The following is a 16,994-nucleotide window of genomic DNA, read 5'->3' on the forward strand; positions in this document are numbered from 1 at the left end:
CAGGCCAGCGTTCGCGCTGGCCTTTTTTGTTCCCGTCCGCCGTCCCCGCCGGCACCCTCTCCTCTTTTTCGCCCTGATACATCATGACCCGCACCAGCCTTTCCCAACTTGAAGCCCGCGACGCCTTCCAGGCCCGCCACATCGGCCCCGACGCCGCCGACCAGCAAGCCATGCTGGCCGTGCTCGGCTACGCCTCGCGCGCCGCGCTGATCGACGCCCTCGTGCCCGCCAACATCCGCAACCAGAGCGCGCTGCCGCTGGGCCAGTACAGCGCCCCCATGCCCGAGCAGGAAGCGCTGGGCAAGCTGAAGGCCATCGCATCCAAGAACAAGGTGCTCAAGTCGCTGATCGGCCAGGGCTACTACAACACCCACACGCCAGGCGTCATCCTGCGCAATATCTTCGAGAACCCGGCCTGGTACACGGCTTACACGCCCTACCAGCCGGAGATCTCGCAAGGCCGCCTGGAAGCGATCCTGAACTTCCAGCAGGTGATCACCGACCTGACCGGCATGGGCATCGCCAACGCCTCCATGCTCGACGAAGGCACGGCCGCCGCCGAAGCCATGACGCTGATCCAGCGCGTGGGCAAATCGAAATCGAACGTGTTCTACGTGGCCGACGACGTGCTGCCGCAAACGCGCGAAGTGGTGGAAACACGCGCCAAGCCGCTGGGGATTGAAGTGCGCGGCTTCGCGCCGGCCGAACTGGCCGGCCTGCCCGAGTGCTTCGGCGTGCTGCTGCAATACCCTGGCGTGAACGGCGTGGTGCGCGACTACAGGGAAGCCGTGGCCGCCGTCAAGGCGCGTGGCGCGATGGTGGTGGTGGCGGCCGACCTGCTGGCCCTGACCATGCTCACCCCGCCGGGCGAATGGGGCGCCGACGTCGTCGTCGGTAACAGCCAGCGCTTCGGCGTGCCGCTCGGTTTCGGCGGCCCGCACGCCGGCTACCTGTCCACCCGCGACGAATTCAAGCGCAGCATGTCGGGCCGCCTGGTCGGCGTGACCATCGACTCGCAGGGCAACAAGGCCTACCGCCTGGCGCTGCAGACGCGCGAACAGCACATCCGCCGCGAGAAAGCCACCTCCAACATCTGCACCGCGCAAGTGCTGCTGGCCGTGATCGCGTCCATGTACGCCGTCTACCACGGCCCCGCCGGCCTGCGCCAGATCGCCCAGCGCGTGCACCGCTACACGGGCGTGCTGGCCGCCGGCCTGAAAGCGCTGGGCTACACGCTGGCCAACGACAGCTACTTCGACACGCTGACCGTGCAGACGGCGCGCGCCGACCAGCTGCACGCGGTGGCCGTGGCCAACGGCGTCAACCTGCGCAAGGTCGATGCCAACCACGTCGGCGTCTCGCTGGATGAGACCACCACGCGTGACGACATCGAACTGCTGTGGACCATCTTCGCCGACGGCGCCAACGGCGCCAAGCCCGCGTTCGACGCGATCGAAGCGTCGGTGGCCGACGCCTTCCCGGCCGCGCTGAACCGCACCAGCAGCTACCTGGATCACCCCGTGTTCAACCGCTACCACTCGGAACACGAAATGCTGCGCTACCTGCGCGCCCTGGCCGACAAGGACCTGGCGCTGGACCGCACCATGATCCCATTGGGTTCGTGCACCATGAAGCTGAACGCCACCAGCGAGATGGTGCCCGTGACCTGGCCCGAGTTCTCCAACATCCACCCGTTCGCGCCGGACGCGCAAACCGTGGGTTACCGCGAGATGATCTCCCAGCTGGAAGAGATGCTGTGCGCATTGACCGGCTACGCGGCCGTGTCGCTGCAGCCTAACGCCGGCTCGCAAGGCGAATACGCCGGCCTGCTCGTGATCAAGGCTTACCACGAGTCGCGTGGCGAAGGCCATCGCAACATCTGCCTGATCCCGTCGTCGGCGCACGGCACCAACCCTGCCTCGGCCAACATGGTCGGCATGCAGGTGGTGGTGACGGCCTGCGACGCCAGCGGCAACGTCGACCTGGCCGACCTGAAGGCCAAGGCCGAGCAACACTCGAAGAACCTGGCCTGCGTGATGGTGACCTACCCATCGACCCATGGCGTGTTCGAGGAAGGCATCCAGGAACTGTGCCAGATCATCCACAGCCACGGCGGCCAGGTCTACATCGACGGCGCCAACATGAACGCGCTGGTGGGCGTGGCCGCGCCGGGCAGCTTCGGCGGCGACGTGTCGCACCTGAACCTGCACAAGACCTTCTGCATCCCGCACGGCGGCGGCGGCCCTGGCGTGGGTCCGATCGGCGTGGGCGCGCACCTGGCCAAGTTCCTGCCTAACCAGCGTTCGACCGGCTACCAGCGCGATGCGGACGGAGCCGGCATCGGCGCCGTCAGCTCGGCGGCCTTCGGCTCGGCCAGCATCCTGCCGATCTCGTGGATGTACATTGCCATGATGGGCGCGGAAGGCCTGACGGCTGCCACCGAGACGGCCATCCTGGCGGCCAACTACATCGCCCGCCGCCTGGCGCCGCACTACCCGGTGCTGTACTCGGGCCACGACGGCCTGGTGGCGCACGAGTGCATCCTGGACCTGCGTCCGCTGCAGGACGCCACCGGCATCAGCAACGAGGACGTGGCCAAGCGCCTGATGGACTTCGGCTTCCACGCCCCGACCATGAGCTTCCCCGTGCCGGGCACGCTGATGATCGAGCCGACCGAGAGCGAATCGAAGGCCGAGATGGACCGCTTCATCGACGCCATGATCGCCATCCGCATGGAGATCGCGAAAGTGGAATCGGGCGAATTCGACCGCACCGACAACCCGCTCAAGGGCGCGCCGCACACGGCCGAAATGCTGACGGCCGACACCTGGGAGCACAAGTACAGCCGCGAAGTGGCGGCCTACCCCGTGCCATCGCTGCGCAAGCAGAAATACTGGCCGCCAGTCGGCCGCGCCGACAACGTGTACGGCGACCGTAACCTGTTCTGCGGCTGCGCGCCGATGAGCGATTACGAGTAAGCGCCAGGTTGTATGCGGACCGGCGTCAGCGCCACGCGGTTAGCGCCGCGCGCCTGACGCCGCGAAGTCAACGTCGATTCGACGCCAGACGCAGGCGGGCCACCTGGCTCGTTCCTGCGTTTTTTTTCGCCTCCGCCGCCAGCGCCAGCTCGGGCCGGGCCGGCACGTCGTCCAGTTTGAACAGGGTGACGGCTTCCGACAGGCTCACGGCCTGCTCCTGCAGGCTGCACGCGGCGGCGGCGGCCTGCTCCACCAGGGCCATGTTCTGCTGCGTGACCTGGTCCATCTGGACCATGGCATGGTTCACATCCTGCAGCCCGGCCGCCTGCTCGGCGCTGGCCTGGCTGATCTGGCTGATGATGTCGCCCACCTGGCGCACCGAGGTGACGATATCGGCCATGCTGGTGCCGGCCTCCTCCACCGACCGGCTGCCGCCCTCGATCTCGGCCACGGACTCCGCGATCAGCGCCTTGATCTCGCGTGCGGCCGTGGCCGAGCGCTGGGCCAGCGTGCGCACTTCGCCGGCCACCACGGCGAAGCCGCGCCCGTGCTCGCCGGCCCGCGCCGCCTCCACGGCCGCGTTCAAGGCCAGCAAATTGGTCTGGAACGCGATGCCATCGATCACGCCCACGATCTCCACCACCTTGCGCGAACTGCCCCGGATCGAGGCCATCGTCACTTCCAGCCGCTGCACCACGGTGCCGCCGCGCACGGCGTAGCCGGTGGCGCTGCGGGCCAGTTCATTGGCCAGCTGCGCGTTGCTGGCCGTCTCGCTGACGGTGGCCGTCAATTCCTGCATCGAGCTGGCCGTCTCCTCCAGCGAACTGGCCTGGGCCTCCGTGCGCGAGGACAGGTCAGCGTTGCCGGCCGCGATCTCGCGCGAGGCCGTGTCGATGGTCTGGGCCGAGGCCAGGATGGTGCGCAACGTGCCGTTCAGGTTGCGGATGCTGGTGTCGAGCGCGCGCGCCGTTTCCGCGATCTCGTCCTTGCCATAGATGCGCTGCTTGACGGTCAGGTTGCCTTCGGCCAGGTCGACGGCGGCCGCCCCGATCTCGCGCACTTCCTTGAGCAGTGCGTTGCGCACGGCCATCGTCACCAGCAGCGACAGCGCGATCGACAGCCCCACCACCACCGGCAGCAGCGTCGACAAGGTGCGGAACTCGCTCCGGGCCTCCTGGTAGGCCTGCTCCCCCAGGGCCTGTTCCTGCCGCGACAACTGTTCCAGCCGCTGGGATAGCGCGTCGAACGCGCGCTCGGCCTTGGACATGGCGTTGGTGGCCATGGACGGATCGACCGCGCTCATTTCCACCACGTCGTTGACGGCCTTCACGTACAGCGCGTGGGCCGCGTGCGACTCGGCCACCAGCGTATGTTCGCCGGCGCTGGCGGCCGTGGTGCGCTCCAACTGCCCATACTGGTGCTCGAGCGCGGCGTGGCGCGCATGGATGTCGCGCACCAGCGCCTCCACGCGCGGCGCGGAAAAGCTGGCGTTGATCCAGGTGAGCAACTGGTAAGCCTCCGTGTGGGCCCGGTTGGCGCCGGCCACCAGGTCGGCCGCCGCCTTGCTGCGGGCGGCACGCTGCTGCACCAGCTTCTCCAGCAAGCCGTTCTGGCGCACCAGCCCATAGTAGGCGCCGACCGACAGCACCACCAGCAGCGCCAGCACCACCGCGGGGGCCAGCAGCAGCTTGGGACCTATCCGTAATTTGCTCAGCATATTCGCTCCAGATCCGAAAAGGCGGCCCGCCCCGCAACGTGGCGCGCCACGGCGTGGTTCAACCACGTCGGGCAGACGCGATGCCGGCGCCGTCAGTGCTTGTAGATGCCCGCTTCCAGCGCCACGTCGCCCACCCGCAGCACGTAGGTGGACTTGGCTTCCACCTTGCCCGTCTCGGGATTGCGGAACTTGTAGTCCACCCAGCCGTGGCCCTTGCCCTTGGCCAGCGCCAGCAGCTCCTGGCGGAACGGCTTGCCGTCCGCGTCGGGCACGTCGAGCAGGTTCTTGCCGATCAGGGCCTTGGTGGGATGGGCGATGGTGATGCCGTCCAGGTCGCGCATGGCCAGGTACAAGGCGCCCTGGTTGAATTCCGGATCCTTGTTGTTGATCTTGGCGATCATGTCGGCCTTGCCGTGCTGCTTGACGTACTGGGCACCGCGCTCGGCCAGCGCGACCGCGTCCTTCTCGCCCGGTGCCGCCAGCGCCAGTTGACAGCACAACAGCGATGCCACGCACAGCAGCTTTTTCATGGTTGATTTCCTCGCATGTGGATATCCCCGATCGCGGCCGCGCCGCCGGGCGGGTATGATAGGCGGCGAGGCGTGAGCCCGGCCGGCCCCAGGCTTGTTCTTGCCTAAGTGCATGTCGTAATCTACGCTGTCCGGCCGGCCGCAATCTTGCGCTGGCTCAATCCATCGGCTGCCCCGCGCAGCCCACAACCGAGGTTGCATGAAACCATCCGTCAAAGCGGCCCTGTGGTCGGGCCTGGTGTTTCCCGGCCTGGGCCATATGCTGGCACTGCGCCGCCCGCTGCGCGGCTGCCTCTTTCTTCTGCCGACCGCGCTGGGCTGGGCTTATTTACTGGGCGGCCTGCTGCCGCTGGTGAACACGCTGAGCGAACAGCTGGTCAACGGCACGCTGGCGCCCGACCCCGACCAGCTCGCGCAACGGGTGGCCGAGTCCGGCATGGGTGGCGCCGGCCCCGGCGTGGTGCTGCTTGTGTGCACCGTGTGCTGGATAGGCAGCGTGGTCGACTCGTTCCTGGCCGGCGCCGCGCCACGCCCATGAGCCGCCCGCGGCCGCGGGACAGGTGGCGTGCCGACGCCCATGCAACAATATCATTGCAAACATGCTAATTATGTTGCACCGCTCCCAATGCCAGACTGTACTTTCCCTCTGGGAAATGTCACCATTACGAAGAGACATTTTTGACCATCAGTCGCACCACGTTGAAGGTTCCGGCCTGCCTGTTTCCTTCCCTGGAACCCATGCATGACTAACACTATCCGGCCCGCGGGGGCCGCATCGAACCGGGCCGGCCAAGTGGCCGCCCCGCTATTGCTGGCACTGCTGCTGGGCGCGCGCGTCCCGGACGCCGCTGCCATGACGCCCGGCGACGGCCAGGACTTGACCACGCTGCCACTGGAGCAATTGCTGGCGCTCGACGTGTACAGCGCCTCGCGCTACAGCCAGCAGACCAGCGAGGCGCCGTCCAACGTCAGCGTGATCAGCGCCGGCGACATCCGCGCTTACGGCTGGCGCACCCTGGCCGACGTGCTGCGCAGCCTGCGCGGCCTGTACGTGAGCTATGACCGCAACTACAGCTACCTGGGCGCGCGCGGCTTCCTGCGCCCGGGCGACTACAATACCCGCTTCCTGGTCCAGATCGACGGCAACCGCATCAACGACGCCGTCTATGACCAGGCCCCGCTGGGCGAGGAATTCCCGCTCGACCTGGAACTGGTGGAGCGGATCGAATACGCGTCCGGCCCCGGCTCGTCCGTGTACGGCGCCAACGCCTTCTTCGGCGTGATCAACGTGATCACGCGCCGGCCCCAGGAGCTCGAAGGCGTGCACGCCACGGTCGATGGCGCGCAAGCAGGCACGCGGCGCGGCCTGGGCAGCTACGCTTGGCGCGACGGCCATGGCAATGAACTGCTGCTGGCGGCCAGCCGCTACAAGAGCGACGGCCGTGACCAGTACTACGCCGTCTACGATACGCCGCAGCAGAACAACGGCGTGGCCCAAGGCCTCGATTACGAGACGTCGCAGCGGCTGTACGCCAAGGCCATCAGTGGCCCGGTCACGCTATCGCTGCTGCATGGCGACCGGCCCAAGGGCGTGCCCACGGCCTCGTTCAGCCAGGCCTTCAACGATCCGCGCTCGCGTACCATCGACACCCAGAACTACGCCAGCCTCGATTACCACGACACGGTGGCGCCGGCCACGGAACTGAACGCGCGGCTGTACTGGGGCAGCTACGATTCGCTGGGCGACTACGCCACCGACAACGCCGACCGCACGCCCAACCGTGACCTGAGCAACGGCCGCTGGTGGGGCGCGGAAGCGCGCGTGCTGTCGACGGCCATGGCCGGCCACAAGCTGATGGTGGGCGCCGAATACCAGCACGACTACCGGCTGCGCCTGCTCAACTTCGACGCGGCGCCCTACCGGCTGTACCTGAACGAAAACCATGCGGGCCAGCGCTACGGCCTGTTCGTGGCCGACGAACTGCGGCTGGCCGCGCCGCTGCTGCTCAACGCCGGCCTGCGCTACGACCACCATACCAGCACCGGCGGCGTGTTCAACCCGCGCGTGGCCCTGATCGACCAGCTGACGGCCGACACCACGCTCAAGGCCATCTACGGCAGCGCCTACCGCACCCCCAACATCTACGAACGCTATTACGCCTTCATCGGCGACGGCGGCCAGCTGGCCAACCCAGGCCTGGCGCGCGAGCGCATCCGCAGCACGGAACTGGTGCTGGCCCACCAGTGGCAAGCGAACCGCCGCCTGACCGTGAGCCTGTTCCACAACGAGGTGTCGGGCCTGATCTCGCAGGTGACGGATGCGGCCAGCGGCTTGCCCATCTTCCTCAACACGGGCTCGCCCTCGGCGCACGGGCTGGAGGCCGAATATGAGCACAGCTGGAGTCCGGAAGCCCGGCTGCGCGCCAGCTACAGCTGGCAACGGGTGCGCCGGGACGGCGCCGACACCGTCAATTCGCCCGCCCAGCTGGCCAAGCTCAATCTGACCCTGCCCCTGCGGGGAGCATGGCGGGCCGGCCTGGAAGCGCAGTACATGGGCCCGCGCGACACGGTGCGCGGCGCGCGCGCGGGCGGCTTCCTGGTGGCCAACCTGAACCTGTTCAGCGTGCGCCTGAGCCGCCACACGGACCTCGCCTTCACGGTCCACAACCTGGGCGACCGGCGCTACGCCGACCCGGTGGCCGACTCGCTGGCGATGGATACCGTCACCCAGGACGGCCGCCGGCTGGGCGCGCGCCTCACCGTCGACTACTGAGGCCATGCACAGCCGCACCGCCCCGCTCCCCCACGCCATCCGGCCGCCGCGCCGGCGGCCTGGCCTGGGCCTGCGCAGCCTGCTGCTGGCGGCGTGCTGCGGCTGGGGTCTGGCCACGGCCCAGGTAACGGAATACGACGTCAAGGCGGCCTTCGTGTTCAACTTCGCCGTGTTCACGGAATGGCCGGCCGAAGCCCTGCCGGGCGGCGCGCCGCTGCAGCTGTGCGCCTATCCGGGCAACGCCTTGCAGGGCGCGCTGGCCGCGCTGGGCGACAAGCAGGTCAACGGCCACCGGGTGCAGGTGCGCTACCCCGGCAACGGCGCCGCCGCGCGCGCCTGCAACGTGCTGTTCCTCGATGGCCAGGACCGCGAGCGGTGGAACGCCTTGCGTCCGGAACTGGCCGGCGCCAGCGTGCTGACCGTGGCCGACGACCGCGTGATCGGCGCCGCCGGCGCCGTGCTGGCGCTGGCCATGGACCACGCGCGCATCGTGTTCGACGCCGACCTGGCGGCCGCCCGCCAGGCCCGCCTGACCATCAGCTCCAAGCTGCTGCGCCTGGCCAGGAGCGTCCAATGAGAGCGCGCGCCAGGAACACTACCCGCGCGCTGGGCCGGCGCGTGGCGCACCTGAACATGCTGGCCGCCGGCGCCGCGCTGGCGCTGGCCGGCATCCTGCTGATCGTGGTGCAGTTCATCGCCCTGCGCGGCGCGCTGGTGGACGATCTCCAGGTGCAGGCCCGCATCGTGGGCAGCAACAGCAGCGCCGCCTTGCTGTTCCAGGACCGGCGCGCCGGCGCCGAGATCCTGGCCGGGCTGGCCGCCTCGCCCAACGTACAAAGCGCCGCCATCTACGGCCCGGCCGGCGCGCTGCTGACCAGCTACCAGCGCCTGCCCGCCAGCGCCGTGCCGGCCGCCGCCCCGCCGCTGCCGGCGCCGCACCATCAATTCAGCGCGCGCCACGTCGAAGTGACGGAGCCGGTGGTCGCCAATGGTGCGCGCATCGGCACGGTCCTGATCCGCGCCACCATGGCGCCGCTGTACGAGCGCCTGGCCAGCTTCACCGGCTTCACGCTGGTGGTGGCGGCCGGCTCCTACGCGCTGGCCTGGCTGCTGGTGGCACGCATGCGGCGCGCCGTACAACGGGCCGAAGACCACCTGCACTACCTGGCCCACGTGGACCCCATCACGGCCCTGCCTAACCGCAACGCGTTCAACGACAAGCTGGCCACGGCGCTGGAACACGCCGACCGTCAGGAAACGAGCGTGGTGCTGCTGCTGCTCGACCTGGACAACTTCAAGGTGGTCAACGACACGCTGGGCCACAACAGCGGCGACGCCCTGCTGCAGATGGTGGCGCGGCGCCTGACCGACACGCTGCGCAGCACGGACGTCATTTGCCGCATCGGCGGCGACGAATTCGTCGTCATCGTCGAGCCGCACGAGGACGAGACGGAGCCGGACGCCGTGGCGCGCAAGATCCTGCACGCGCTGGCCGCGCCGTTCCAGCTGGAACACCACCTGCTGTATGTGAGCGCCAGCATTGGCGTCAACGTCTACCCGCAATATGCGCACGACGAGCAGGCGCTCATGCGCGGCGCCGATACGGCCATGTACTACGCCAAGAATAGCGGCAAGAACGACTATGAGACGTTCAAGCCGGAGATGGAGCAACTGGCCCGCAAGCGCCTCAAGCTGGAAGCCAACCTGCGCCGCGCGCTGGAACGCAATGAACTGAGCCTGCACTACCAGCCGCAGATCGATGTGCGCAGCGGCCGCATGACGGGACTAGAGGTACTCACGCGCTGGACCTGCCCTGAGCTGGGCCCGGTCAGCCCGGCCGAATTCATTCCCGTGGCCGAGGAAAGCGGCGTGATCGTGCCGCTGGGACGCTGGGTGCTGCAGACGGCGTGCCGCCAGGCGGCCGCCTGGCACCGGGCCGGCCTGCTCGACGAGATCAGCCACGTGGCCGTCAACCTGTCGGCCTGCCAGACCCGCGACAGCGACCTGATGGCCGACGTGAACGCCATCCTGGGCGAGACGGGGCTGCCGCCGGCGCTGCTGGAACTGGAGATCACGGAAGGGGTGCTGATGGAGAACGTGCACGCCAACCTGGCGCTGATGCAGCAGATCCAGACGGCCGGCATTCATTTATCGATCGACGACTTCGGCACCGGCTATTCATCGATGGCCTACCTGAAGCGCTTCCCGATCGATCAGCTCAAGATCGACCGCAGCTTCGTCAACGACGTGCCCGGCGACGGCGCGGCCATCGCCACGGCCATCATCGCCATGGCGCACAGCCTGAATCTGAAGGTGGTGGCTGAAGGGGTTGAAACGGAGCAGCAGGTGCGCTTCCTGCGCGAGGCCGGCTGCGACGTCATGCAAGGTTATTACTTCGCCAAGCCGATGGCGCCGGAAGTGCTGGAGCGGCTGCTGTCCGAGCGGCGCCAGTTCCTCGCCGCCTGACAGAAGGCAGGGCACGGCAAAATTCCGGGCGGCAAAATCGGGGACGGACCCCTATTTTCACTTCGTGAAAATAGGGGTCCGTCCCCGATTTTGCCGCCCGGAATTTTACTTTCGCTTAAGCCAGCTTGGCCGAGTGCTCGCGCGTGGCGTGGAACTTCAGCTTGGGCCAGCGCTCTTCCGTCAGGCGCAGGTTGACGGAGGACGTGGCCAGGTAGGCCATGTTGCCAGCGGCGTCGTAGGCCACGTTGTGGCCCAGCGCCGCTTCGAAGTCGGCCAGCGCCTTCTTGTCGTCGCTCGACACCCAGCGCGCGCTGCTGATGCTGGTGCCTTCGAACACGGCATCCACGCCATATTCATTCATCAGGCGGCTGGCCACCACTTCGAACTGCAGCACGCCGACCGCGCCCAGCACCAGTTCACCACCTTGCACCGGCTTGAACACCTGCACGGCGCCCTCCTCGCCCAGCTGTTGCAAGCCCTTGTGCAGCTGCTTGATCTTGAGCGGGTTGCGGATGCGCACCGAGCGGAAGAAGTCCGGCGCGAAGTACGGGATGCCGGTGAAGGTCAGCATCTCGCCTTCCGAGAAGCTGTCGCCGATCTGCATGTTGCCGTGGTTGGGCAGGCCGATGATGTCGCCCGCGTAGGCTTCCTCCACCTGCTCGCGCGAGGACGCCATGAACGTCACCACAGACGAGACCTTGATCTCGCGCCCCAGCCGCAAGTGCTTGACCTTCATGCCGCGCTCGAAACGTCCCGAGCACACGCGCAGGAAGGCGATACGATCGCGGTGGGCCGGGTCCATATTGGCCTGGATCTTGAACACGAAGCCCGTGAACGGCTGCTCGACCGGGTCCACCACGCGCACCGTGGCGTCGCGCGGACGGGGCGCGGGCGCCCAGTCCACCAGCGCCGACAGGATCTCGCGCACGCCGAAGTTGTTGATGGCCGAACCGAAGAACACGGGCGTCTGCACGCCCGACAGGAACTCGTCCAGGTCGAACGGGTGCGAGGCGCCATGCACCAGCTCCACTTCCATGCGCAGCTGGTCCATCTCCAGCGGGAACATCTCCTGCAGGCGGGGATTGTCGATGCCCTTGATGATCTCGAACGCGCCGTCGGCCTTTTCCTCGCCGGCCTTGAACAACATGATCTCGTCCTTGAGCAGGTGGTACACGCCGCGGAAGTTCTTGCCCATGCCGATCGGCCAGGTCACGGGCGCGCACTGGATCTTGAGCACCGATTCCAGCTCGTCGAGCAGCTCCAGCGGATCGCGCGTCTCGCGGTCCATCTTGTTCATGAAGGTGACGATGGGCGTGTTGCGCATGCGGCACACGTCAAGCAGCTTGATGGTCTGCGCTTCCACGCCCTTGGCCGCGTCGATCACCATCAGCGCCGAGTCCACCGCCGTCAGCACGCGGTAGGTGTCTTCCGAGAAGTCCTGGTGGCCGGGGGTGTCGAGCAGGTTGATGACGTGGTCGCGGAATTCGAACTGCATCACCGAGGAAGCGACGGAAATGCCGCGCTGCTTCTCGATCTCCATCCAGTCCGAGGTGGCATGGCGGCCGCTCTTGCGGGCCTTGACGGTGCCGGCCATCTGGATCGCGCCCGAGAACAGCAGCAGCTTTTCGGTCAGCGTGGTCTTACCCGCGTCGGGGTGGGAGATGATGCCGAAGGTACGGCGGCGCTGCACTTCGCGCGCGATCAGCGCGGGGGTTTTGGCGCTCGCCACGGGGGCGTCGTCGGTGATCTGGTCGGGAGTTGTGTTTTCGGTATCGTTTGCCATATTGGTGACCATAATATGGCCCCGCAAAAAACCCTCGATTTTACCGGCAGTTGGCCCTTTCGTGTGAACTGTTTGCGGGCGCGGGGGCGCGCGGGAGCAGCCCATGCGCCCCCCGCCCGCCCTCCTCATTCGCCCTTGACCCGGCGCCAGCCGACGCGGTGCGCCTCGGCCGACTTCAGTTCCTGCAGCGAGGTGGTCTTGGTCTCGCCGGTGGCCATGGTGGAGATCATCTTCAGGCCGCCAGCCGGCAGGCGGATGATGATGAAGCCCACCGCCGCCGACGTGTTCGACAGCGTGGCGCCGGCCGGATTGCCGGGAATGGCGTTGCCGGTGCAGACGTCGACCTGGTAGGCGTTGCTCGAACCGCCCACCTGGCACGAGGACGAGGACGACGGGATGTTGGTCACCACGTTGGCCACGCCGCTGACGATCTGCGGGTCCAGGTTCATCCGTTCGCCGGGGTTCAGGTTCCAGTCGAAGAACCAGCCATCCTTCTGGGTCAGGTCCACCGGGTTGCTGGTGATGGCGTAGGTATTGACGTTGCTGCTCGATCCGGCCAGGCTCAGGGTCTGCTGCACCATGGTGGCGCCGCGGATGTTGCCGATGGTGCTGCCGCTGTCCTTGAGCAGGTACAGGCTCTGGGTGTCCGTGTTGCTGATGTCGGGCAGGTCCAGCAGCCGCCCCGTGCCGTATAACACCACCCGCTGGGCGCTGGTGGTGGTGGTGGTCACGCCGCCCGTGGTGGTGGTGTTCTGTACCTCGCACAGGGTCACGTCGGGCCGGGTGGTGATGGGCTGGGTGGTGCCGGCGTCGCCCATTTTGAGCACCGTCACGGCGCCGCTGGTGCTGGTCAGGTCGAAACGCCACATCTGGCCCTGGTTGTCGCCACCGTAGATGTAGGTGGTGTTGGGGTCGATATTGGGGTCGGTGCTGATCGAGGTGATCTTGGCCAGGCCCGATGGCGTGGTGGTGTCGCCCGATCCGGTGGAAATCTTCTTGAGGATGGCGCCGGTGCTCACGTCCACGATGAACAGGTAGCCCAGGCCACTGCCGCCGGCCACGCCGTCGGCGCCGGGCACGTTGTTGTAGCCGGAGGTGAGGAACACCACCCACTTGCCGCCCCACACGCCGAACTGGGGGTTGCCGAAGGTCAGGCCCAGGTCGGGATCGCTGTGGGCGCAGATCGACGAATCGGCGCACAGCTCCCACAGGGCGCGCGGATTGACGGGGTCCGTCACGTCGAGCGCATAGTAGCCGCGCCCGCCCCCGTTCAGGCCCGCCACCAGGACCGAGGCCCAGTTCGCGCCCAGCTTGACGTCGGCCAGCTCGGGCGAACCGTCCGTGCTGAACTGGTGGTTGGTGCCGTAGGTGGTGCTGGCCAGCGCATACAGCTTGTGCTGGGTGATGCGCGGCACATAGGCCCATACCTCGTTGCCGGTGGCCGCGTCGAACGCGTGCAGCATGCCGTCGTTGGCGGCCGTGAACACGGTGCCGGGACGGCCCGCGTGATCGAGCTTGAACTGGCTGTAGCTGGCGTCCGGATAGTTCTTGCGCGGGTCGCGCAGGTAGGCCGGCTTGGATGAGGCGATATCGCCCAGCACGATGGGCACGGGGCCGGTGGCGCCGGCCGGCGTGTTGGAGGTCATCGTGTAGGCCCGGAAGTGGGTGTTGTCGGCGTACTGCTGGCGCCCGCGCAGCCAGCCGACCAGGTTCGAGCCGCTGTTGACGATGGCCTTGTCGGCCGCCGACAGCAGCGTGCACTGGGACAGCGCCGCGCACTTGTTGTCGAACCAGGCCGTCTGGGTGCCTGACATGTTCTCGTAGTAGAAATCCGTGAGGGCCGCGTTGGACTGGTCCAGCATCAGGATGCGGCGCGTGTCCGTGCTGGCGGCCACCTTCCTGCCCACCGTGTCGGAACTGATCCAGCTGTAGCTCGTGCCCACGGCGCCGGTGGTGGGATCGATCTTCTTGTCCGACAGTTCGCCATACCATTTCACGGTGGTGAAGGTGTCGGAGAAGATGTCGTTGTCCTGCAGCGAGATGTTGGGCGTGGAGGTGGCCGCGGCGGCCGCCGCGCCCAGCCGGATCTGCATGTTGGCCAGCGCCGCGCTCAGGCCCTGCACCACTTCCTTGGGCTGCGAGGCGCTGAAGTACTTGCCGTGGCCGTTGATGGCCGCGTGCCACAGGTCGTCCACCCGCTCCTGCACGGTGCTGGCCGTGTTGGTCACGTCCGGATCGGGCCACACGTAGGCGCCGCCGCCGTTCCATGGGCAGCCCGAGGACACGCGCGTGATCAGGTTGTAGAAGTCGCCGCCGGCCTTGGGCGCCGTGTCGTAGTTGGGCTCATAGGTCATCACGCCGTCCACGCCCAGGCCCAGCGTGTAGGTGTTCATGTGCAGGTGGGTGTTCTCGCCGGCGCCGGCCGGCACGGAGCCAGGCTTGCTCATGTCCGGCTCGAGCGGCGGGCGCAGCGACACCGTGCCGGTGTCCGAGCCGCCGTTATACCAGTGCAGCGAGACGTCCGAGATCGACGGCTGGGACTGGGCGCGGGTGTCCACGCAGCCGCGCGCGTAGGTGCAGAAGCGGCTCACGTTTTCCACGTTGTCGTTGTTGACCACGTTGTTGGTGGTGCTGCCGTTCCAGTAGCCGTCCGTGGTCAGGATCATGAAGTTCTGCTGGCAGGGGTACTGCACCACTTCCGAGCCGGCCGCGTAGTTGTACGGCGTCAGGTTGGCGAACATGCGGCCCACATAGTCCATCGCCGTGCGGATCGGGGTCGAGCCGGAGGTGGTGGTGTTGTAGAGCGTGGTGTACCAGCTGGAACGGGCCGACCCCGTGAAGTCGGCCGGCACCATGTCGATGGTCGCGCCCACGCCCGCATTGGACAACTTGACGTAACCGACCTTGTAGTTGGCCGTGATGGCCGAGAAGGCGATGCCGACGGAGGTCTTCATCATCTGCAAACGGGTCTTGTAGTACACGTACCAGTTGGCGAAGTTGGTCATCTCCTCCTCGTAGGTGCAGACCCCGGCCGCGGCCACGCAATCGACCCGGTCGCTGCCCTTGGGATAGGTCTGGCCCAGCACCAGGTTGACGCGGGTGAAAGTGCTGGGCGCGCCCGAGCCGGCCGACAACGCGGCCGTCGTGGTGGGGATGGCATCGGGCGCGCTGGTGGCGGCCGTACCCGTGAAGGTGACGTTGCTCAGGCCGGAGGCCGACACGGCGGCGCCATTGGTCGTGGCGGTGGTATCGAGCAGGCACAAGCTGGTAGGCGGGGCGGCCGCGCAGATCGCGGTGACGGCGTTGCCGCCCACATAGGCACGGTAGGTGCCGGTGCTGCCGATGGCCGTGGCCAGCGTGGAAACGATGGTGCTGGCCGCAGCGTTGCGGGCGATGGCCACGTTGCTGATCACGGTGGCCGTGCCCAGCTTGACGCTGGAAACGGTGGGGCTGCCGCTGTTGGAAGCCGTGCCCGATACGGCCAGCAAGGCCGTGGGCGGCACGCCCGTGGTGGCCGGCGTGGGCGTGACGGACGGCGCGTTGACGGTGATGCCCCAGCCGGCGCGCGAACTGTCGGTGATCGTCACGCAGTTGGCGAGCGACTTGCTGCCGCTGCAGATGACGGGCACCACGGCCACCACGTTGTCGGCCGTCAGGTTGATGCCGAACGCGCTGGAACAGGTGGGCACGGTGGGCTGGCCACTGTTGGCCGTCTTGACGCAGGCGTAATACTGGTTGGTCAGGCCGGTCCTGGCGATGATGCTGGCGGCCAGTGCGGCGGCCATGTTCTGCTGCTTGAGGGCGGTGTTGGTGCCGCTGCTGGCCGTCACGGTGCCGTTGGTGATGGTACGCGCCGTGCTGGGGTCGGGGATGGTCACCGACGAGATGGTCAGCGAGGACGAGGAGGCCGAGGCGCCGATGGCGATGGTGCCATAGGCGGCGCTGGCGCCACTGGCGGACGAATAGCTCGGATAGATATAGGCGCCCACCCGCTTGCCCTGGCAATTGGTGAGCAAGGTGTTGTTACACCAGCGCACCTTGACGGCAATAGGATAGCCGGCCGGCGCGGCCGCCCCCGCCGAGGTCGACACACAGCTCGTCATGGTGGCGTCGGTGCAATACTGGGCCACGCCGATGGTGTAGTAATACGGCCCCGTGCTGATCGCGTAGGCACTGGTGAAGGTGCTGTCGGGATAGGTGTAGGTGGCCGTGTTGGTATGGCACGAGCTGGTGTTGTTGGGATCGCACCACTTCAGGTCGGGAAAGCCGCTGACCAGGTTGATGGCGCTGGAACTGTTGCCGTACAAGTCCGTCTTGTGGGCATTGAAGCCGTCGCCGCTGACCACGGTCCAGTTGCTGGTGTTGGCCGCCGTCTGTTCCGGATAATAGCTGCCGTCGGACTTGATGGGCGGCTGGTAGCGGATGGCCGGGTTGTAATACTGCTTGTTGAAGTCCGGGCTCATGAACGGCGGATGGCCCACGTTACATGCCATCACGCCCTGGGCCAGCGTGGACCTGGAGCGGCACAGGTTGTCGTTCACGTAGTCGGGCGTGTAGGACTGGTCCATCGAGCCGGAGTTATCGAACAGCAGCATCAGGTTGGGCTTGACGGTGCCCGTGCCCGTGATGTTGAGCAAGGGCACCTGGGCGATCTGGGTCTGGCCGGCCCAGGCCATCAGTGGCGCCAGCAGGCAGGCGCCCAGCGCGGTGCGGACTAGAGTAGGCAGGGATTTCATGTGCATTCCTA

The 16,994-nt window shown here is 67.3% G+C and carries 9 protein-coding genes; 5 read left to right on the top strand and 4 right to left on the bottom strand.

Annotated elements, in window-relative coordinates; genetic code table 11:
• Positions 1-83: 83 nt before the first annotated feature.
• The gene (gene gcvP, locus H3H36_RS19220; RefSeq protein WP_182219708.1) at positions 84-2,978 is read left to right on the top strand and encodes an aminomethyl-transferring glycine dehydrogenase; all 2,895 of its coding nucleotides are present in this window, start codon (positions 84-86) and stop codon (positions 2,976-2,978) included.
• A 67-nt stretch (positions 2,979-3,045) separates the two neighbouring features.
• Here gcvP and H3H36_RS19225 read toward each other — a convergent pair whose 3' ends face one another.
• Both H3H36_RS19225 and H3H36_RS19230 read right to left on the bottom strand, forming a co-directional pair.
• Positions 3,046-4,695 (bottom strand): methyl-accepting chemotaxis protein, encoded by a 1,650-nt coding sequence (locus H3H36_RS19225; protein ID WP_182219709.1) that lies wholly within the window; start codon positions 4,693-4,695, stop codon positions 3,046-3,048.
• Between the two features lie 92 nt (positions 4,696-4,787).
• On the bottom strand, positions 4,788-5,225 hold the full coding sequence (locus H3H36_RS19230) for a cache domain-containing protein (protein WP_182219710.1): 438 nt from the start codon (positions 5,223-5,225) through the stop codon (positions 4,788-4,790).
• A gap of 199 nt (positions 5,226-5,424) precedes the next feature.
• Here H3H36_RS19230 and H3H36_RS19235 point away from each other — a divergent pair, with 199 nt between their 5' ends.
• The 4 genes from H3H36_RS19235 to H3H36_RS19250 all read left to right on the top strand — a co-directional run bounded on the left by H3H36_RS19235 (position 5,425) and on the right by H3H36_RS19250 (position 10,464).
• Positions 5,425-5,763 (top strand): hypothetical protein, encoded by a 339-nt coding sequence (locus H3H36_RS19235; protein WP_182219711.1) that lies wholly within the window; start codon positions 5,425-5,427, stop codon positions 5,761-5,763.
• Between the two features lie 204 nt (positions 5,764-5,967).
• Positions 5,968-7,998: a TonB-dependent receptor plug domain-containing protein gene (locus tag H3H36_RS19240; RefSeq protein ID WP_182219712.1), complete on the top strand. Its 2,031-nt coding sequence runs from the start codon at positions 5,968-5,970 to the stop codon at positions 7,996-7,998.
• A 4-nt stretch (positions 7,999-8,002) separates the two neighbouring features.
• Complete coding sequence (locus H3H36_RS19245; RefSeq protein ID WP_182219713.1) at positions 8,003-8,575, top strand: YfiR family protein; 573 nt, start codon at positions 8,003-8,005, stop codon at positions 8,573-8,575.
• Positions 8,572-10,464 (top strand): putative bifunctional diguanylate cyclase/phosphodiesterase, encoded by a 1,893-nt coding sequence (locus tag H3H36_RS19250; protein ID WP_182219714.1) that lies wholly within the window; start codon positions 8,572-8,574, stop codon positions 10,462-10,464. Before H3H36_RS19245 ends, H3H36_RS19250 begins: the two co-directional genes overlap by 4 nt.
• A 115-nt stretch (positions 10,465-10,579) precedes the next feature.
• Here H3H36_RS19250 and H3H36_RS19255 read toward each other — a convergent pair whose 3' ends face one another.
• Together H3H36_RS19255 and H3H36_RS19260 are read right to left on the bottom strand one after the other, a co-directional pair.
• Positions 10,580-12,247 (bottom strand): peptide chain release factor 3, encoded by a 1,668-nt coding sequence (locus H3H36_RS19255; protein ID WP_182219715.1) that lies wholly within the window; start codon positions 12,245-12,247, stop codon positions 10,580-10,582.
• A 125-nt stretch (positions 12,248-12,372) separates the two neighbouring features.
• Complete coding sequence (locus H3H36_RS19260) at positions 12,373-16,983, bottom strand: PilC/PilY family type IV pilus protein (protein ID WP_229219991.1); 4,611 nt, start codon at positions 16,981-16,983, stop codon at positions 12,373-12,375.
• Positions 16,984-16,994 lie beyond the last annotated feature (11 nt).

The organism is Rugamonas fusca, from assembly GCF_014042365.1.
In the GTDB taxonomy this organism is placed as follows: Bacteria; Pseudomonadota; Gammaproteobacteria; order Burkholderiales; family Burkholderiaceae_D; genus Rugamonas; species Rugamonas fusca.